16 protein-coding genes are annotated in these 19,530 nt (G+C 67.3%); 13 read left to right on the top strand and 3 right to left on the bottom strand.

Going from position 1 to position 19,530, the window contains the following annotated elements; genetic code table 11:
- Positions 1 to 4: 4 nt before the first annotated feature.
- Positions 5 to 1,279 (bottom strand): Nramp family divalent metal transporter, encoded by a 1,275-nt coding sequence (locus tag ABDC78_RS27340; RefSeq protein WP_178359713.1) that lies wholly within the window; start codon positions 1,277 to 1,279, stop codon positions 5 to 7.
- Positions 1,280 to 1,439: 160 nt separating this feature from the next.
- Between ABDC78_RS27340 and ABDC78_RS27335 the strand changes: the two genes are divergently transcribed.
- From ABDC78_RS27335 to ABDC78_RS27325, 3 genes are read left to right on the top strand one after another with little or no spacing between them, the layout of a single operon-like run.
- Positions 1,440 to 2,216, top strand: coding sequence for a 1-acyl-sn-glycerol-3-phosphate acyltransferase (locus ABDC78_RS27335; protein ID WP_178359714.1), 777 nt, complete (start codon positions 1,440 to 1,442; stop codon positions 2,214 to 2,216).
- Between the two features lie 5 nt (positions 2,217 to 2,221).
- On the top strand, positions 2,222 to 2,968 hold the full coding sequence (locus ABDC78_RS27330) for a lysophospholipid acyltransferase family protein (protein ID WP_178359715.1): 747 nt from the start codon (positions 2,222 to 2,224) through the stop codon (positions 2,966 to 2,968).
- Positions 2,965 to 3,804, top strand: coding sequence for an HAD family hydrolase (locus ABDC78_RS27325; protein WP_178359716.1), 840 nt, complete (start codon positions 2,965 to 2,967; stop codon positions 3,802 to 3,804). The genes ABDC78_RS27330 and ABDC78_RS27325 overlap by 4 nt, the downstream gene beginning before the upstream one ends.
- 12 nt (positions 3,805 to 3,816) lie before the next feature.
- Here the strand turns inward: ABDC78_RS27325 and ABDC78_RS27320 are convergent, their stop codons facing one another.
- Both ABDC78_RS27320 and ABDC78_RS27315 read right to left on the bottom strand, forming a co-directional pair.
- Positions 3,817 to 5,439: an N-acetylmuramoyl-L-alanine amidase gene (locus ABDC78_RS27320; RefSeq protein WP_178359717.1), complete on the bottom strand. Its 1,623-nt coding sequence runs from the start codon at positions 5,437 to 5,439 to the stop codon at positions 3,817 to 3,819.
- A 161-nt stretch (positions 5,440 to 5,600) separates the two neighbouring features.
- The gene (locus tag ABDC78_RS27315; RefSeq protein ID WP_178359718.1) at positions 5,601 to 6,551 is read right to left on the bottom strand and encodes a hypothetical protein; all 951 of its coding nucleotides are present in this window, start codon (positions 6,549 to 6,551) and stop codon (positions 5,601 to 5,603) included.
- Between the two features lie 196 nt (positions 6,552 to 6,747).
- On the opposite strand from ABDC78_RS27315, the gene glf reads away from it, so the two are divergent.
- The 10 genes from glf (at position 6,748) to fadD32 (ending at position 19,510) form a co-directional block, all read left to right on the top strand.
- Positions 6,748 to 7,977 (top strand): UDP-galactopyranose mutase, encoded by a 1,230-nt coding sequence (glf, locus tag ABDC78_RS27310; RefSeq protein WP_178359719.1) that lies wholly within the window; start codon positions 6,748 to 6,750, stop codon positions 7,975 to 7,977.
- The gene (locus ABDC78_RS27305; RefSeq protein ID WP_178359720.1) at positions 7,974 to 10,037 is read left to right on the top strand and encodes a glycosyltransferase; all 2,064 of its coding nucleotides are present in this window, start codon (positions 7,974 to 7,976) and stop codon (positions 10,035 to 10,037) included. The genes glf and ABDC78_RS27305 overlap by 4 nt, the downstream gene beginning before the upstream one ends.
- A complete protein-coding gene (locus ABDC78_RS27300; protein WP_178359721.1) occupies positions 10,030 to 10,566 on the top strand; it encodes a phosphatase PAP2 family protein in 537 nt (178 codons plus the stop codon). The genes ABDC78_RS27305 and ABDC78_RS27300 overlap by 8 nt, the downstream gene beginning before the upstream one ends.
- A 2-nt stretch (positions 10,567 to 10,568) precedes the next feature.
- Positions 10,569 to 11,504 carry a decaprenyl-phosphate phosphoribosyltransferase gene (locus ABDC78_RS27295; RefSeq protein ID WP_178359722.1) on the top strand — a complete coding sequence of 312 codons (936 nt, stop codon included), beginning with the start codon at positions 10,569 to 10,571 and terminating at the stop codon, positions 11,502 to 11,504.
- A 52-nt stretch (positions 11,505 to 11,556) separates the two neighbouring features.
- Positions 11,557 to 13,524, top strand: a complete 1,968-nt coding sequence (gene zomB, locus ABDC78_RS27290; protein ID WP_256736157.1) for a flagellar motor control protein ZomB — start codon at positions 11,557 to 11,559, stop codon at positions 13,522 to 13,524.
- A 219-nt stretch (positions 13,525 to 13,743) separates the two neighbouring features.
- The gene (locus ABDC78_RS27285) at positions 13,744 to 14,793 is read left to right on the top strand and encodes an alpha/beta hydrolase family protein (RefSeq protein WP_178359723.1); all 1,050 of its coding nucleotides are present in this window, start codon (positions 13,744 to 13,746) and stop codon (positions 14,791 to 14,793) included.
- Positions 14,794 to 14,972: 179 nt separating this feature from the next.
- Positions 14,973 to 15,884 carry an alpha/beta hydrolase family protein gene (locus ABDC78_RS27280; protein WP_178359724.1) on the top strand — a complete coding sequence of 304 codons (912 nt, stop codon included), beginning with the start codon at positions 14,973 to 14,975 and terminating at the stop codon, positions 15,882 to 15,884.
- A 69-nt stretch (positions 15,885 to 15,953) separates the two neighbouring features.
- Entirely contained in the window at positions 15,954 to 16,400 is a 447-nt protein-coding gene (locus ABDC78_RS27275) for a DUF732 domain-containing protein (RefSeq protein WP_178359725.1), read from the top strand.
- An 18-nt stretch (positions 16,401 to 16,418) separates the two neighbouring features.
- Positions 16,419 to 17,429, top strand: coding sequence for a cutinase family protein (locus ABDC78_RS27270; protein ID WP_178359726.1), 1,011 nt, complete (start codon positions 16,419 to 16,421; stop codon positions 17,427 to 17,429).
- A gap of 191 nt (positions 17,430 to 17,620) precedes the next feature.
- Positions 17,621 to 19,510: a long-chain-fatty-acid--AMP ligase FadD32 gene (fadD32, locus tag ABDC78_RS27265; RefSeq protein WP_178359727.1), complete on the top strand. Its 1,890-nt coding sequence runs from the start codon at positions 17,621 to 17,623 to the stop codon at positions 19,508 to 19,510.
- Positions 19,511 to 19,530: the final 20 nt, after the last annotated feature.

Below are 19,530 nucleotides of genomic sequence, written 5' to 3'. Positions count from 1 at the left end.
GAACTCAGAACACGTTGCTCAGCGCCCCGATGGCCTGGTCGACTCCGAGCCACGCGAACACCACTGTGCAGATGGCCAGCGCAGTGTTGGTGTGCCAGCGGTTGCGCCATCCGTCGGGGATCTTCTTCGAGTTCAGCAGCAGCAGCAGCGTGACGGCCAGGAACGGCATGAACAACGCGCCCAGCACGCCGTAGGCCAGGACCAGGCCGACCGGTTGACCGAGCCAGAGCAGCGCCATCGGCGGGAACGTGAGCCAGATGACGTACCACCTGAAGTAGCGGCCTCCGACGCGGGTGTCCTCGTGGCCGTCCGGCAGGCCCTTCAACTGGCCGACGAAGTCGGCGAACATCAGGCTGACCCCGTTCCAGACCCCGATCAGCGAGGAGAAGGACGCCGCCCAGAATCCGATCAGGAACACATGCCCGAACACGACGCCGTAGCGCTCGTCGAGAACGGCGGAGAGGTCGACCAGTCCGCGTTCGCCGGTGCTGATGGCGATGTTCGTCGAGTACAGCAGTTCGGCGCCGACGATCAGCATCGCGACGACGAACACGCCGGTGAGCGCATAGGCCGCGGTGTTGTCGATACGCATCACGCGCATGAACCGGGGTGTGGTCCACTGCTTTTCCCGTAGCCAGTAGCCGTACGCGGCCAGCGTGATCGTTCCACCGACGCCGCCTGCGAGACCCAGCACGTAGACGATCGAGCCGTCGGGGATGATCGGCCGCAGGCCTTTGACGATCTCGAGGACGTTCGGGGAGGCCACGATCGCTGCGCCCACCACAGTCACGAACATGATGCCGACCAGCACGGCGATGATCTTCTCGAAGAACCGGTAGCTGCCCATCCAGACCAGCAGGAAGCCGACGATGCCGGACACGATCGCGACGAGCTTGATGTCCAGCGACGGGTAGAGCGCCACGATCGGCAGTGCGCTCGAGGACATCGCGGCCGCGCCGTAGACGAACCCCCAGATGACGATGTAGGGCGCGAAGTAGATGGTGGTCCACTTCCCGAGGGACCGCCAGCCCTGGAAGATGGTCCGCCCTGTGGCGAGGGTGTAGCGGCCGGCGCCCTCGACCAGCACGACCTTCATCACCACGCCGACGACCACCACCCACAGCAGGGCGTAGCCGTAGCGGGACCCGGCGACCAGGGTCGCGACCAGGTCGGCCGCACCGACGCCGGTGGCCGCGACCACCAGTCCGGGGCCGATGACCCGCCACCGCGGGGGTGGCGCCTCTGCCTCGTCGTGGACGTCCGGCTCGGGTGTCGTCATCGGTGCTCCTCACTCGTCGGCGTGGCGGCGCCCCCCGCGGCCGATCCGGTATGAGCTGAGCCACAGCGCGTCGCAAACCCCTACATCCCAGCGTCTATGGCAACTCTGCGCAACCGGCACAGGCTTCGCACGGATGATCCCGGCGACTAGGCTGGCCGGCGTGGAACCCGTATACGGCACAGCCATCCAGCTCGCCCGACTGGTGTGGCGGGTGCAGGGCCTCACGTTCACCGTCACCGGGGTGGAGAACCTGCCGCGTACCGGCGGTGCGGTGATCGCGATCAATCACACCAGCTACTTCGACTTCACCTTCGCGGGCCTTCCTGCCTATCAGCAGCACCTCGGGCGCAAGGTTCGGTTCATGGCCAAAAAGGAGGTCTTCGACAACAAGAAGACCGGCCCGCTGATGCGGGGCATGCGGCACATCGAGGTCGACAGGAACAGCGGCGCGGCCTCGTTCGAGCAGGCGGTCCAGAAGCTGCGCGACGGCGAGTTCGTCGGCGTGTACCCCGAAGCCACGATCAGCCGCAGCTTCGAGATCAAGGATTTCAAGTCCGGAGCGGCCCGGATGGCCATCGCCGCCGGCGTGCCGATCGTGCCGCACATCGTGTGGGGTGCACAGCGCATCTGGACCAAGGACCACCCGAAGAAGCTGTGGCGTCCCAAGGTCCCCATCTCGATCGCGGTGGGTAAGCCCATCGAACCCACATTGCCCGCCACCGAACTGACCTCGTTGCTGCATTCGCGTATGCAGCACCTGCTCGAGCAGGTGCAGGACGCCTACGGTTCACATCCGCCCGGTGAGTTCTGGGTGCCGCACCGGTTGGGCGGCGGCGCGCCGACGATCGCGGACGCCAATCGACTGGACGCCGAGGAAGCCGCGGCTAAGGCGGCGCGCCGGGCGCAGCACAACGGATCCACCGAGGCGCCGGGATAAGCCCGATGGAACCGGTTTTCCGCACCCTCGAGATCGCGGCGAAACTGGCGGTGAGGGTCACCGGGACACGGATCACCTATCAGGGACTGGAGAACATCCCCGCCTCCGGCGCCGCGGTCGTTGCCATCAACCACACCGGCTACGTCGACTTCCTTCCCGCTGCGTTGGCGGCCAACAAACGGGGGCGGCGGATGCGGTTCATGATCAAGGCGGAGATGGGTGGGGTCAAGGTCGTCGGTTGGTTGATCGGGCACACGGGCACGATCACCGTCGATCGTCAGGCAGGTCGTGGTGCCTACGCAGCCGCGGTGGCGTCGCTGCGGCGCGGCGAACTCGTCGGGGTGTATCCGGAAGCCACGATCAGTCGAAGCTTCGAGCTCAAGGAGTTCAAGAGCGGTGCGGTCCGGATGGCCCGGGATGCGCGGGCGCCGATCGTGCCGCTGATCGTCTGGGGCGCGCACCGCATATGGACCAAGGATCATCCGAAAGCATTGGGGCGAACCAAATTTCCGGTGGCAGTCGCCGTGGGCGAACCCATCGAACCTGTCGGCAGCGTAGAGGAGATCACGACGACCATGCGTTCGGAGATGACGCAGTTGCTGACTGCGACGCAGGCTGACTATCCGCGGCCGCAGGGTGCGTACTGGCTACCGCGACGGTTGGGTGGCACCGCGCCCACACCTGTCGAGGCCGCGGCTCTCGACGAGGCGGAACTCGCGGAGCGGGCCCGACGCCGGACGGGCGACACATGACCCAGCCGTTGCGGGGACGCGATCAGAAGCCGGTGCTGATCGCCACCGACGTGGACGGCACACTGCTCGACGACGACGAGAACGTCAGCCCGAGAACCCGGGCGGCGGTGCGTGCGGCGGTCGACGGGGGTGCCCAGTTCGTCCTCGCCACCGGCCGACCGCCGCGCTGGGTCGGTCCCATCGTCGACCAGCTGGGCTTCGCGCCGATGGCGGTGTGCGCCAACGGGGCGGTGGTCTACGACCCGTCGACGGACCAGATCATCTCGGCCCGAACGTTGTCGGCGGATGTGCTGGGCGAACTCGCCGAGATCGCCACCCGGGTGATCCCCGGTGCCGGTCTGGCCGTCGAACGGGTGGGCCGCAGCGCGCACGACGCGGCAACCCCGCAGTTCGTCAGCTCACCGGGCTACGAGCACGCGTGGCTCAACCCCGACAACACCGAAGTCTCGATCGACGACCTGCTCAGTGCCCCCGCGGTCAAACTGCTGATCCGCAAGGCCGGCGCGCGCAGCGCGGACATGGCGGCTGAACTCGCGCGGCACATCGGTCTCGAAGGTGACATCACCTACTCCACGAACAACGGTCTGGTGGAGATCATGCCGCTCGGGGTCAGCAAGGCGACCGGTATCGAGGAGGTGGCCCGACCCCGGGGGATCACCGCCTCGGAGGTGGTGACGTTCGGTGACATGCCCAACGACGTGCCGATGCTGAGGTGGGCAGGGCTGGGCGTGGCCATGGGCAACGCGCATCCCGACGCCGTTGCCGCCGCCGACGAGGTGACGGCCACCAACGTCAAGGACGGGGTGGCCCGGGTTCTCGAACGGTGGTGGCTGTAGCGCGGGTCGAGCTCAGACGGGGTTGCTCGGCGGGGTGAACCGCTCCAGCTGGATCGGGGCGAGATCGGCCGGCGGTGGCGGCAATTCGACCGGGACACCGTCGACCACGCGCGTCACCGTGCCCTTCTCGCGGTCGAAGTTGAGGGTGCCGTGCTGGAAGTTCTGCACGATCCACAGCGGTGTGGGGATCTCGGCGCTCGTCGGCAGGCCCAGCGCACCCCGCTCGAATCCCAGTGCGCCCCAGGATTTGTAGAGTTCGCCGGTGACGGGTTCGGCGCCGCTCTCGGGAGACCAGTAGACCGCGCCGCGTTCGAAGGTGACGTAGCGGGTCCCGCCCAGGCCCTGGGCCTCCGGCGAGGTGGGCTTCCCGAGGTAGCTGTTCATGCCGCCGAGCGCGTCCCACTTGGCGAAGATCGCGCCGCCGCGCAGGGATTCGGCCAACTCCTCGGGACCGGGCGGGTCGTTGAATCGGGCCGCGATGTCGCGGATCTGAGGCATCAGCGCGTACGCGGCGTTGCCCGGGCACTCGGTGTTGCCGACGTCGCGGTGCGTGAAGATCGTGGGCAGCGTCGGCGCGGCGCCGAACGGGAACTTGGTGAACGAACCGCCTTCCGACGGAAGCACGACCGCACCCCGCGGATCGACTCGTGCCTGACCCAGAACCCAGCCGAGCAGCCTTGCCGTGGTGCGCAATTGAATCGGTGTCGGCGGCACCACGTCGAAATTGCCGAGCATCGCGACGCCCCACGTGTTGTGGTTGAAGCCACCGGTGTGGGCGCCCTCCACGGGTCGGTTCATGCCGCCCGCGCGGCCTTCGAAGACCTGGCCGTACTTGTCGACCATCGCGTTGTAGGCGATGTCGCACCAGCCCAGGGTGCGGGTGTGGTACTCGTAGATCGATCTGATGATGCCTGCTGAGTCGCCGGGCGTGTACTCGTTGCTGCCCGCGGTGTGGTGCACCACGCCCGCCTGGATTCCTCTGTCGTACCGGGGTTCTCCGCAGCGCATGCCCTCGTCGGCGCCCCACTGCGCCCGGTTGATGATGTTCGGTGGTTGCCCCGGCGGGGTGGCCGCGTTCGGCAACGGAAGCATGTCCGCCGGCGTCTGCGGAGGACTGATCAGCACCGCGTTGATGTTCTGCCCGAAGGGTTGTTCGACGTTGGCGGGCACGTAGCCCAACTCCGGGCCGGCGTCGTCGCGATGCGGTTCGGGCGCGTTGCCGGTGGCGGGGGCGTCGGCAGGTCGGGTCACGGCGATCTGCACGGTGTTGGTGCGGCCGATGAACACCGGCTCGGTGCCACGGGGGCCCGGCAGGTCGGCGCCGACCCCTCCGAGTTGCTCGGCCTCGTACCAGGGGCCCCAGGACCCGTCGCCCTTCTTGGCGCGCATCCGTGCGCTCGTCCCGGTGAGATCTTCCGATGTCAGCGCGACCATCGAGAACGGCTCGTCCTGATGGATCTCGCGGATGGTCTCGCCACCGGGCAGATCGGCCAGGGGTTGCTGGACCATTCGAGGGGCGTCCGCCGCCGGGGACTTGTCGTCACCGGGGGCGCCGTTGAGCGCCCAGGGCAGCAGCACCACTGTCGCCGCGAGCGCGGTGAACAGTATCGATGGCACGGGACGACGACACGGCACGGGCTGATGTTACGTATGTGCCAGATGTTGCTCGTGTTACGACACGGTTGTTTGGGGACTCAATCCGGTCGCATTCCGCACACTGCGCACCTGCAACGGCACCGCAGAGCGTGCTGGCGCTTCTGCGGTGCCGTTCGGTGGCAGGACTGGTGTGGCCCGGGCTACGCGCCCGGGGCGAGCGGTGCCTCGGCCGCCAGTGCGCCCGACGCAGCGTCCAGGGGTGCGGCTGCTGCTGCCTCGGCGGCAGGCGCAGCTGCGGCGGCTGCGGCGGCCGGAGGCTTGACTGCCGACATGATCGCGGGCATCAGGATGCCCTTGAGCAGGTCGATCGCCTCGCCTGCGCCGAGTTGGTTCGCGGCGCTGGTGAGGTCGCCCATGATGCCGCCGCTGCTCGAGGCCACCGGCGCGGCCAGTGAGGGATCAGCCAGGATCGGGTAGCCGCCCAGCGCCGGATCCAGGCCGATCGGAGCCGAGATCGGGATCTCGCCGGTCAGCGGCAGTCCCGAGGTCGAGATCGGCGCAGCGCCCAGGACCGGGTCGGTCAGTGCCGGCGGCGTCGACAGACCCGGTGTGGTCAGCGTCGGATCGGTCAACGACGGCGTGGTCAGGCCGGGTGTACTGACTCCCGGCACCGTGAGTCCCGGAGTGGCCGCCAGTGCCGGATCGGTCAATGACGGTGTGGTCAGCCCCGGAGTGGTCAGGCCCGGGACCGCGCCGGTCGGGCTGGTGAGCGACGGGTTGGTCAGCGCGGGGTTGGCGAGTCCGGGGTCGGTCAGAGACGGCATCCCGGTCAGGCCCGTGGTTCCCAGGCCGGGCACTCCCAGCCCGGGGGACAGCGTCGTGGGCGCGGTGGCACCCGATCCGGTGAGCAGACCTGTCGGCATCGGCGGCAGGTTGATGCCGAACTGGGAAAGGCCCTGGGACAACGCGGTGATCAGCTCACCGGGTAGGTCGGTGATGGTCGCGGCCTGCACGAACTCGCGGTGCTGCGGGGTGCCCTCGGGGGCTGCGGACAGCTCGGAAACGGCAACAATGGCAACTGGACTCGCGACTGCCAGAGCGGCGACTGTGCTCAAGGCTGTCGAGAGCCGGCGTCGACGTCGGTTCGGCACGGAAGTCTCCTCAATACATGGACGTAGAAAATCGGCTGCCTGAATCGGCTACCTGTGCGTGATTCTTCGTACGCGGTCGATGTTACTGATGTGACTACTGGGACTAGAGTGACGATGCGGAATTGTGAGCTAATTGCGACCTGCGCGGCTCGGCCATTGCAGGGCCTGCGCGTGTGGTCGGATACCCTTGCTGCCGATGATCTCTCCTGCTCCCCGCCCTCCCACCGACGCTTTCGACCTCATCGTCGTCGGCTCCGGGTTCTTCGGCCTGACGATCGCCGAACGGGTGGCCACCCAGCTGGACAAGCGGGTCCTGGTCCTCGACAGGCGCCCCCACATCGGCGGGAACGCCTACTCGGAGCCCGAACCCGCGACCGGCATCGAGGTGCACCGCTACGGCGCGCACCTGTTCCACACGAGCAATCAGCGGGTGTGGGACTACGTCAACCAGTTCACCGAGTTCACCGGCTATCAGCACCGGGTGTTCGCGATGCACAACGGGCAGGCCTATCAGTTCCCGATGGGGCTCGGCCTGGTGTCGCAGTTCTTCGGCAGGTACTTCACCCCGGACGAGGCCCGCGCGCTGATCGCCGAACAGGCCGCGGAGTTCGACACCAAGGACGCCCGGAACTTCGAGGAGAAGGCGATCAGTCTGATCGGCCGCCCGCTCTACGAAGCGTTCATGAAGCACTACACCGCCAAGCAGTGGGAGACCGACCCGACGAACCTGCCGGCGTCCAACATCACCCGGCTGCCGGTCCGCTACACCTTCGACAATCGCTACTTCAACGACACCTATGAGGGTCTGCCGGTCGACGGGTACACCACGTGGCTGCAGAACATGGCCGCCGACGATCGCATCGAGGTGCGACTGGACACCGACTGGTTCGACGTCCGCGACGAGTTGCGGACCCAGAGTCCGAACGCTCCGATCGTCTACACGGGCCCGCTGGACCGTTACTTCGACTACTCGGCGGGCCGGCTCGGCTGGCGCACCCTGGACTTCGAGACCGAGGTCCTCGACACCGGTGATTTCCAAGGCACGCCCGTGATGAACTACAACGACGCCGACGTGCCCTTCACCCGCATCCACGAGTTCCGGCACTTCCACCCGGAGCGGGACTACCCGACCGACAAGACCGTCATCATGCGGGAGTTCGGTCGTTTCGCCAAGGACGACGACGAGCCCTACTACCCGATCAACACCCGTGAGGACCGCCTGATGGTCACGGCCTACCGCGAGCTGGCGCAGGCGGAGACGGCGTCCTCGCAGGTGCTCTTCGGCGGCCGCCTGGGCACCTACCAGTATCTGGACATGCACATGGCGATCGCCAGCGCGCTGAACATGTACGACAACACCCTGGCGCCGCACCTACGTGACGGTGTCGCGCTGGTCGCCCCCGAAACAGAAAGCAGTCGACAATGAGTGACATCCCGTCCGGCGCGCTCGAGGCCGGACAGTCACGGGCAGTCAGCCTGCTGGCCCGCGTCATCCTCCCGCGCCCCGGTGAACCGCTCGACGTCCGCAAGCTCTACATAGAGGAGTCGGACACCAACGCCAGGCGCGCCCACGCACCGACGCGGACCGCGCTCGAGATCGGCGCCGAATCCGAGGTCTCCTTCGCGACCTACTTCAACGCCTTCCCGGCCAGTTACTGGCGCCGCTGGTCGACGCTGGAATCAGTGGTGTTGCGTGTCGAACTCACCGGCAGCGCGCGCGTCGACGTCTACCGGTCCAAGGCCACCGGGTCCCGGATAACCGTCGGCGGGGCGCCGATCTCCAGCGAAAATGTCGGCGCGAGCGCCTCGGGATCTGATGGCGGCGCAAGCGCCTCGGGATCTGATGTCGGCGCAAGCGCCTCGGGATCTGATGTCGGCGCAAGCGCCTCGGGATCTGATGTCGGCGCGAGCGCCTCCGTGGAGTTCGAGGTCGACCTCACCCCGTTCGAGGACGGTGGCTGGATCTGGTTCGACATCACCACCGACGCCAACTCGACGCTGCACAGCGCAGGCTGGTACGCACCGGTCGAGGCGCCCGGCCGGGCCAGTGTCGCCGTCGGCATCCCGACGTTCAACCGGCCGTCGGACTGCGTCAACGCGCTCGCCGCACTGACGTCGGATCCGTTGGTGGACAAGGTGATCACTTCGGTCATCGTGTCCGACCAGGGAACCAGCAAGGCCAAGGACCATCCCGGATTCGACGCGGCGGCAGCGGCGCTCGGAACCCGGCTGTCGCTGCACAACCAGCCCAACCTCGGCGGCTCCGGCGGCTACAGCCGGGTGATGTACGAGGCGCTGAAGAACACCGACTGTGAGCAGATCCTGTTCATGGACGACGACATCCGCATCGAGCCGGACTCGATCCTGAGGGCGCTGGCGCTGAACCGGTTCGCGAAGACACCGACTCTCGTCGGTGGCCAGATGCTCAACCTGCAGGAGCCCTCGCACCTGCACGTGATGGGTGAGATGGTCGATTCCGCGAACTTCATGTGGACCAACGCGGTCAACACCGAGTACGACCACAACTTCGCCAAGTTCCCGCTCAATGACGAGGAGCACGAACGCAGCAGGCTGCTGCACCGTCGCATCGACGTCGACTACAACGGGTGGTGGATGTGCATGATCCCGCGGCAGATCGCCGAGGAGCTGGGTCAGCCGCTGCCGTTGTTCATCAAGTGGGACGACGCGGACTACGGCCTGCGGGCGGGCGAGCACGGATATCCGACCGTCACGCTTCCCGGTTGCGCGATCTGGCACATGGCGTGGAGCGACAAGGACGACGCGATCGACTGGCAGGCGTACTTCCATCTGCGCAACCGGCTGGTGGTCGCGGCCCTGCACTGGGACGGCAACGTGCGTGGGCTGATCGCGAGCCACCTGAAGGCGACGCTCAAACACCTTCTGTGCCTTGAGTATTCGACCGTCGCCATCCAGAACAAGGCGATGGACGACTTCCTCGCCGGACCCGAGAACCTGTTCACGATCCTGGAGTCCGCGCTTCCCGATGTGCGCAGGATGCGCGCGGAGTTCCCCGACGCGGTGGTGCTGCCCGGCGCGACAGCCCTGCCACCGCCGTCGGAGAAGCGGTGGCGCAAGCGGGTGAGCATCCCGACCAACCCGCTGGCGATCTCGACGCGGCTGGCCGGCGGGGTGGTCCATCAGCTTCGGCCGCACGATCCCGAACATCACCGGCGCCCGCAGATCAACGTCGCCACCCAGGACGCCCGGTGGTTCTCGCTGAGCCGGGTCGACGGTGTCACGGTGACCACCGCCGACGGCCGCGGGGTGGTGTACCGGCAGCGCGACCGGGAGAAGATGCTCGAGTTGCTCCGGGAATCGCTGAAGCGACAGGCGCTGCTGGCCCGCAAGTTCAACCGGATGCGCAAGGTGTACCGCAATGCGCTGCCGATGCTGACCAGTCAGCAGAAGTGGGAGAGTGTGCTGAACTCCGGCGAGCAGGGGGTCGTGGCCTCCCGTGATGGCTGATCCGGTCGTCCCGCCTGCGGGTGAGGACCTCGCGCTGGTAGCTGTCCAGTCGGCGTTGGCCGACCGGCCCGGGGTGCTTCCCGTCGCCCGCGGGCTCTCGCATTTCGGCGAGCACAGCATCGGGTGGCTGGCGCTCGCCGCCGCCGGGGCGCTGGTCGCCCCGAATCGCCGCCGCGACTACCTCGCGGCGGGGGCGGGTGCGTTCCTCGCCCACGCCTGCGCGGTGGTCGTCAAACGGTTGGTGCGCCGCAAGCGCCCGCACCACCCGGCGATCGCCGTCAATGTGAGCACGCCGAGCAGGTTGAGCTTTCCGTCCGCGCACGCCACCTCGACCACCGCGGCGGCGATGCTGCTGGCCCGGCCCACCGGACTGCCGCTGCCGGCCCTGCTGGTACCGCCGATGGCGCTGTCCCGCTTGGTTCTCGGTGTCCACTACCCCAGTGATGTGCTCACCGGCATCGCAGTCGGGGCCGCAGTCGCGAAGGTGGTCGGCGCAGTGTCGGACCGGGTCGAAGGAGGCCTCGAGTAGCCATGAGCTCATCCCAGGTGGGTCAGGACACCGGCTCGACCGCCGGACCGCCGAAGAATCTCCCCGCGGGCATCGTCAAGGCGCTTCGACCCCGGCAGTGGGTGAAGAACGTTCTGGTGTTCGCCGCCCCGGTGGCCGCGCTCGGCGACGACCGCTACGCCTACGACTACCGAGAAGTGCTGGTCAGCGTACTTCTGGCGTTCGTCGTGTTCAGCCTGGCGGCATCGTCGGTGTACCTGGTCAACGATGCGCGTGACGTCGAGGCCGACCGCGCGCATCCGACCAAGAGGTTCCGCCCGATCGCCGCCGGGGTGGTGCCGCAGTGGCTGGCCTACTGGATGGCCGCTGTGTTGGGCGTTGCGTCACTGGCGATTTCGTGGCTGGTCACTCCGAACCTGGCCGTGGTGATGGCGGTCTACATCGGGATCCAGCTGGCCTACTGTTTCGGGCTCAAGCATCAGCCCGTGATCGACATCTGCATCGTGTCGTCCGGGTTCCTGATCCGGGCGATCGCCGGTGGTGTCGCGGCGGACGTGCCGCTGTCGCAGTGGTTCCTGTTGATGATGGCCTTCGGGTCGTTGTTCATGGCGGCCGGGAAGCGGTACGCCGAACTGCAGTTGGCCGAACGGACCGGCGCCAAGATCCGAAAGTCGTTGGAGAGCTACACCAGCTCGTATCTGCGGTTCGTGTGGACTCTGTCGGCGACGGCGCTGGTGCTGTGTTACGGGCTGTGGGCCTTCGAGCGCGATGCGACCGGCGGCACGTCGTGGTTCGTGATCTCGATGGTGCCGTTCACGATTGCGATCCTTCGCTACGCGGTCGACGTCGACGGCGGTGCGGCGGGTGAACCCGAGGAGATCGCCCTCGGGGACCGAGTGCTCCAGCTGCTGGCGCTGGCCTGGATCGGAACCATCGGTGCCGCAATCTTCCTCAGCTGAGCGCCAGCGCAGCATTCCGGCGGGCCGCCAGGACACCACTCCGGCGGGTCGTCTGACGACAGCTGCGGCGGACCGGCTGGCCCGCTGGCCGGCCTTCCCCTACGACGTCTCGGTTCGGATCAGTCTCTGGGTCAGCGTGACGCTGGTGTGCCTGCTCTTCGGATGGGGCGCCTGGCAACGTCGGTGGATCGCCGACGACGGCCTGATCGTGCTGCGGACCACACGAAACATGTTGGCGGGCAACGGCCCTGTCTTCAATGCCGGTGAACGGGTCGAGGCCAACACCTCGACGGTGTGGTCGTACCTGATGTACTTCGGCGGGCTGGTCTCCGGGTCGGCGCGGCTGGAGTATGTGGCGCTGACATTCGCGCTGCTGCTCAGCGTTCTCGGGGTGGCACTGGTGATGCTGGGCACGGCGCGGCTGTACGCGCCGACGCTCGCGGGCCGGCGCGCGCTGCTGCTTCCCGCCGGTGCGCTGGTCTACATCGCGGTGCCGCCGGCCCGCGACTTCGCCACGTCCGGTCTGGAGAACGGCCTGGTGCTGGCGTATCTGGGCCTGCTCTGGTGGATGATGGTCTGCTGGTCCCAAGGCCTGCGCCGGGCCGAGAACCCGAGCACGTCGCAGACCTTCGACGTGGTGCTGGCGGTGGTCGCCGGCCTCAGCGTGCTGGTTCGCCCCGAACTGGCGCTCATCGGTGGCCTGGCACTGGTCATGATGCTGATCGCCGCGCCGGACTGGCGACGGCGCGCGCTGATCGTCGCGGTGGGCGGGCTTCTCCCTGTGGCGTACCAGATCTTCCGGATGGGGTACTACGGGCTGATCGTTCCCGGTACCGCGGTGGCCAAGGACGCGTCCGGTGCCAAGTGGCAGCAGGGCTTCACCTATCTCGCCAACTTCAACCAGCCCTATCTGCTGTGGGCTCCGGCGATCCTGTTGGTCGGACTGGCGCTCATGGTGATGCTGCTGCGCGGTCGGCCGTCGTCGGTCAACCGCCAGGCCCCTGCGGGTTCCAGATTGCTTGCGCGCACGGTGCAGAGCCCGCAGGCGGTGGTCGCGTTCATGCTTGTCAGCGGCGCTCTGCAGGCGGTGTACTGGATCCGGCAAGGCGGCGACTTCATGCACGGGCGCGTGTTGTTGACGCCCATGTTCTGTCTGCTGGCGCCCGTCGCGGTGATCCCGCTGATGTTGCCGGACAGGTCGCGAATGGCACGCGGGGCGGGCTACCTCTATGCCGGGGCCACCAGCGTGCTGTGGCTTGCGGTGGCGGGTTGGGCGCTGTGGGCGGCGAATTCGCCGGGCATGGGCGCCGACGCCACCCGCGTGACCTACACGGGCATCGTCGACGAACGTCGGTTCTACGCGCAGGCGACCGGTAACCCGCATCCGTTGACGGCGGCCGACTACCTCGACTATCCGCGGATGCGTGCGGTGGTGACCGCCATCGAAAACACCCCGGACGGCGCGCTCCTGCTCCCCGCCGGCAACTATGACATGTGGGAGGTCGTGCCGGCGATACCACCGCCACCGGATGCTCCTCCGGATCCCTCTGTGGACCGAAGAGGGCCTCACACAGTATTTTTCACCAACCTCGGTATGTTGGGCATGAACGTCGGCCTTGATGTCAGGGTGATCGACCAGATCGGTCTGGCAAACCCGCTGGCGGCGCGTACCGCGCGCATCGAGGACGGTCGCATCGGTCACGACAAGAACCTGTTCCCCGACTGGGCGGTCGCCGAGGGCCCCTTCCTGAAGGAACGGCCCTACATCCCCGTGTACCTGGACGAGGACTGGATCAGGCAGGCGGAGGCGGCGTTGAAGTGCCCCGAGACCGAGGCCGCGCTGGATGCGATCCGGGCGCCGATGGGGCCCCGTCGGTTCTTGTCGAACCTGGTCAACGCCGTGGAGCTGACCCGCTACCGGATAGACAGGGTGCCGCTGTACGAGCTCGAACGGTGCGGTCTGCCGGTGCCGGAGCCGGTGAACCCGCCCTACACCGGGCTGCCCGCGACAGGGCCTTGAGCGGCAGGCGATTTGGCGGCACCCGGAGTTTTCTGCTTTCGTAACGCTGCAGCCATGTCGGTCAGATAAGGCATATGTCGGACCTCTTCGCGCCGTTCGCGGCAATGAGAGAACACCACAGAGTTGTGGTTGACTACGAAGGCAACGTGGCCGGTGTGGTGACCGTTTGAGTCCAGCCGGTCCGTTGCCGTTTTTACGACAGATGGGAAAGACACAAGGATGAAGCTCGTTCCGAAGAAGCTCGGCGCATGGGGCCGTCGGCTCACGGTGGTAGCCGCAGCGGCAGCCGTGTTGCCAGGCCTGATCAGCGCCGTCGGCGGTTCGGCGACTGCAGGGGCTTTCTCTCGTCCCGGTCTGCCGGTGGAATACCTGTCGGTGCCGTCGGCAGCGATGGGCCAGGACATCAAGATCCAGTTCCAGAGCGGTGGGCCCAACGCTCCCGGCGTTTACCTGCTCGACGGGCTGCGCGCGCAGAACGACTTCAACGGCTGGGACATCAACACCGCGGCATTCGAGTGGTACCTCGATTCCGGCCTCGCGGTGGTCATGCCCGTCGGCGGCCAGTCCAGCTTCTACAGCGACTGGTACAAGCAGGCGTGTGGCAAAGCGGGTTGCAGCACCTACAAGTGGGAGACCTTCCTCACCAGCGAGCTGCCGGCCTACCTGGCCGCCAACAAGGGTGTCGATCCGGGCCGCAACGCGGCAGTGGGTCTGTCGATGGCCGGTTCTGCCGCGATGACGCTGGCGATCTACCACCCGAACCAGTTCCAGTACGCGGGCTCGCTGTCCGGCTTCCTGAACCTCTCCGAGGGCTGGTGGCCCATGCTCGTCGGCATCTCGATGGGCGACGCGGGCGGCTACGAGGCCGAGGACATGTGGGGCCCGTCCAGCGACCCGGCCTGGAAGCGCAACGACCCAATGGTCAACATCTCCAGCCTGGTGGCCAACAACACCCGGATCTGGGTGTTCTGCGGCAACGGCAAGCCTTCGGAACTCGACGCCGGTTCCAGCTCGGGCAACCTGTTCAACGCGAAGTTCCTCGAGGGCTTCACGCTGCGCACCAACAAGACCTTCCAGGAGGAGTACATCGCCGCGGGTGGTCGCAACGGTGTGTTCAACTTCCCGGCCAACGGCACCCACAGCTGGGGCTACTGGGGTCAGCAGCTTCAGCAGATGATGCCTGACATCCAGCGGTCACTCGGTGCGATCCCGCAGCCGTCGGCTCCGCCGGCACCGGTGGAAGCTCCCGCTGCCGAGATCGGTGGCTGAGCCTTCCCGGGCTTGACCTGACAACAACAGATATTGACGGCGGTGATCCTTTCCAGGGTCACCGCCGTCAGTCGCTTTAGCCCCCGGCCCGTCGCAGTGATGTGATTCACTACTTTGCGGTAGGCCGGACGGGTGTCGGCAGAGGGACGCGAGAGATTGCCAGAGAAAAGGTGGGGCCGATGCGTGCGTTGACTCGAATGATCGCGGCTGCGGCGCTGGCCGTGGCGACCATGTCGGTGGGCACCGTGTCCTCGCAGACCTGGGCGCCCGCACCGCCGACCGCGGGCGCGCAGGGCGTCGAGATGTTGATGGTGCCGTCGGCGGCGATGGGCCGGGACATCCCGGTCGCTTTCCAGGGCGGCGGCCCGCACGCGGTGGTCCTGCTCGACGCGTTCAACGCCGCACCCGACGTCAGCAACTGGGTGACCGCGGGCAATGCGATGAACACGTTGGCCGGCTCCGGCATCTCGGTCGTCGCCCCCGCCGGTGGCGCCTGGAGCATGTACACCAACTGGGAGCAGGACGGCAGCAAGCAGTGGGAGACGTTCCTGGCCGATGAGCTGCCGAACTGGCTGGCCGCCAACAAGGGACTGGCTCCCGGCGGTCACGGCATCGTCGGCGCGGCGATGGGCGGCACCGGAGCGCTGACGATGGCAACCTTCCATCCCAACCGGTACCGGTTCGCCGGATCGCTGTCGGGCTTCCTGACGCCGTCGGCCACGGCGATGAACGGTGCGATCACCGCGGGGCTCGCGTCGTTCGGGGGCGTGAACACCCAGGCGATGTGGGGTGCGGCACAGTTGGGCCGCTGGAAGTGGCACGACCCGGACGTGCACTCGCAGTTGCTGGTGGACAACAACACGCGGCTGTGGGTGTTCAGCCCCGCTACCACCACGTGCAGCGACCCGGCCGCGATGATCAACTACTGTGACCAGGCTCAGGGCAGCAACCGTAGCTTCTATCAGCACTACCGGGGGATCGGCGGGAGCAACGCCCATTTCGACTTCCCGACCGGCGGTAATCACGACTGGGGTTCGTGGAGCGGCCAACTCGCCGCGATGTCGGGCGAACTCGTCGCGACGATCCGGTAACCCGGTCGCCCTTCGGGCAGCCGGTACCTTGGAGGAGTGCAGCACGGGTCCAGGTCAGCGTTGGCGGGTATGTCGCTAGTGGTGGCTTCGTCGGCGGCGTGGCTGACCGGGTGCTCGTTCGGCGAGGACATGATGGTCGGTCTGGGCTCTGAGACGGAATCCCCCCCGGCGCACGCCCGGACGTCGGCCCAACTGCCCGGACCGCCACAGGCCGGCGCCCAGTCCAATGCCCTGGTCGTCACCCCGCGGCAGCAGTCCTACCTGGACGCGCTCGAAGCGGCCGGGGTGAACACGTCCACCGACCTGACCGCGCTGAGCATCGGCTCCTACGTCTGTCAGGCGCGCGCAGCCAAACAGACCGACCAGGCGGTGTGGGATTTCGTGGCGCCGCTGGTGCGCAACGAGGTCACCGACCCGGACAACCGCGACGACGCGGACGGGATGGTGCCATCGGTGGGTGAGGTCGACGCCGCGACGTCCGATTACATTCGCATCGCGACAGAACGACTCTGCTAGCAGGAGCACGAATACTCAATGGCGAAGACCAACCGGCGGAAACGCCATCGACTTCTCGCGCTGTTCGCAGCCGGCGCGGTAGGCCTTGTCGTGGTGCTGATCGTGGCGATCGTGGTGGTCGTCCTGAGAAGGCCCGACGCCCCGCCGACCGCGATCCCGCCCAGCGCGGTCCCACCGACGGCCGTACCGCCGACGGGCAGCAAGCCGCGCCCGGAGTTCCAGGACGCCAGCTGCCCGGATGTTCAGCTGATCTCGATTCCGGGCACCTGGGAGTCCTCGGTGGCGCTCGACCCCTTCAACCCGGTGCAGTTCCCGGCGGCGTTGCTTCTCAACGTCACCAATCCGATTCGTGCGCAGTTCGGTTCGGACCGCCTCGAGGTGTTCACCGTGCCGTACACCGCGCAGTTCCACAATCCGCTGTCGGCCGACAGGCAGATGTCCTACAACGACAGCCGCGCCGAAGGAACCCGCGCCGCCGTCGCCGCGATGACGGACATGAACAACCGCTGCCCGTTGACCAGTTACGTCCTGGTCGGCTTCTCGCAGGGCGCGGTGATCGCCGGTGACATCGCCAGCGACATCGGCAACGGCCGCGGACCCGTCGACCAGGACCTGGTCCTCGGCGCGATGCTGATCGCCGACGGCCGCCGTCAGGCAGGCGTCGGTCAGGAGATCGGGCCGAACGCCGAAGGCCAGGGCGCGGAGATCACGCTGCACGAGGTGCCGACGCTCTCGGCGCTCGGGCTCACGATGTCGGGTCCGCGTCCCGGCGGGTTCGGGGCACTGAACGACCGCACCTACGAGATCTGCGCGCGGGGGGACCTGATCTGCGCCGCTCCGGAGTCGGCGTTCAACATCACCCAGCTTCCGAAGACGCTGGAGGTGCTCAGTGGCGGTGCGGGCCAGCCCGTGCACGCGATGTACGCCACACCCGATTTCTGGAATCTCGACGGCCTGCCGGCGACGCAGTGGACACTGAACTGGGCGCAGGGCTTGATCAATAACGCTCCGCAGCCAAAACATGGCTGATACGTGATCGGGTTGATTTGTCCTGCGTGACGGCCCGGACCTACCATGGCCTAACATTAAGGAAAATCTAAGAGCGTTGTGCTGCGCCTGAGGGTTGGGGGGCCCTCTTCCCGGTACGATCTCCGGGCTGGGATGCAATCCCGACATGGATGGAGTGGGGTCGCCGATCCCGTTCGATTGGAGAGTGTGACATGGCCTTCCATAACCCGTTCATCAAGGACGGACTGATCAAGTTCCCGGAGAACGGGAACCTGGTCAAGCACGTCGAGCGATGGGCGCGAGTTCGTGGGGACAAGGTCGCCTACCGCTTCGTCGACTTCTCCACCGAGCGCGACGGTGTCGTCCGGGACCTGAGCTGGGCCGTCTTCGGCAAGCGCAACAAGGCCGTCGGGGCGCGGTTGCAGCAGGTCACCCAGCCCGGTGACCGGGTTGCCATCCTCTGCCCGCAGAACCTCGAATACCTCGTCGCGTTCTTCGGCACGCTGTACTCCGGGCGCATCGCGGTGCCGCTCTTCGATCCGTCCGAACCCGGCCACGTCGGTCGCCTGCACGCGGTGCTCGACGACTGCAAGCCGACCGCGATCCTGACCACCACCGAGGCCGCCGAAGGGGTGCGGAAGTTCTTCCGGAGCCGCCCGGCCAACGAGCGTCCTCGCGTCATCGCCGTCGACGCAGTTCCCGACGAGGTGGGCGCCACCTGGGAGCCGGTCGACGTTCAGCACGACACCATCGCCTACCTGCAGTACACCTCCGGTTCGACGCGGATCCCGACTGGCGTGCAGATCACCCACCTGAACCTGGCGACGAACGTCGTGCAGGTCATCGAGGCGCTGTCCGCCGAAGAGGGGGACCGCGGGGTCTCGTGGCTGCCGTTCTTCCATGACATGGGTCTGATCACGGTGCTGCTGCCCACGGTGATCGGTCACTACATCTCGTTCATGACGCCGGCCGCCTTCGTTCGGCGCCCCGGGCGTTGGATTCGCGAGATGGCGCGCAAACCCGACGACACCGGCGGCGTCATCTCCGTGGCGCCGAACTTCGCGTTCGACCACGCCGCGGTGCGCGGGCTGCCCAAGGAGGGTGAGCCGCCGCTGGACCTGTCCAACGTCAAGGCGCTGCTCAACGGCAGTGAGCCGATTTCGGCGGCAACGGTCCGCAACTTCAACGATGCGTTCGGCCCCTACGGATTCCGTCCGCAGGCGATCAAGCCGTCCTACGGTCTGGCCGAGGCGACGCTGTTCGTGTCCTCGACCCATATCGACGACTCCCCGAAGATCATCTCCGTCGACCGCGAACAGCTCAACAACCACCGCTTCGTCGAGGTGCCGCCGGACTCGGAGAAGGCCGTGGCCCAGGCTTCGGCCGGCGTGGTCGGGGTGGCGGAGTGGGCGGTCATCGTCGACGCCGAGTCGGCGTCCGAACTGCCCGACGGTCAGATCGGTGAGATCTGGATCAGCGGTCAGAACATGGGCACCGGCTACTGGGGCAAGCCCGAGGAGACGGTCTCCACGTTCCAGAACATCCTCAAGTCGCGCACCAGCCCGTCCCACGCCCAGGGGGCCGCCGACGACGCGACCTGGGTGCGCACCGGGGACTACGGCGCGTTCCACGACGGCGAGCTCTACATCACCGGCCGCGTCAAGGATCTGGTGATCATCGACGGCCGCAACCACTACCCGCAGGACCTCGAGTACTCCGCGCAGGAGTCCACCAAGGCGCTGCGGACCGGCTTCGTCGCCGCCTTCTCGGTGCCCGCCAACCAGCTCCCCGACGAGGTGTTCGCCGATGCCCACGCCGGTCTCAAGCGCGACCCCGACGACAGCTCCGAACAACTGGTGATCGTCGGAGAGCGGGCGCCGGGCGCGCACAAGCTCGACATGGGTCCGATCGCCGACGACATCCGCGCCGCGATCGCGGTGCGCCACGGCGTGACGGTGCGCGACGTGCTGCTGACCCCGGCCGGGGCGATTCCGAGGACGTCGAGCGGCAAGATCGGTCGGCGGGCCTGCCGGGCCGCCTACCTGGACGGCAGCCTGCGCAGCGGCAAGGTGGCCAACGCCTTCCCGGACGAGTTGGACTGACGCTCAACTACAGCAACGGC

This window comes from Mycobacterium sp. DL, assembly GCF_039729195.1.
Lineage (GTDB): Bacteria > Actinomycetota > Actinomycetes > Mycobacteriales > Mycobacteriaceae > Mycobacterium > Mycobacterium hippocampi_A.
This window is presented reverse-complemented; position numbering and strand designations above follow the sequence as displayed.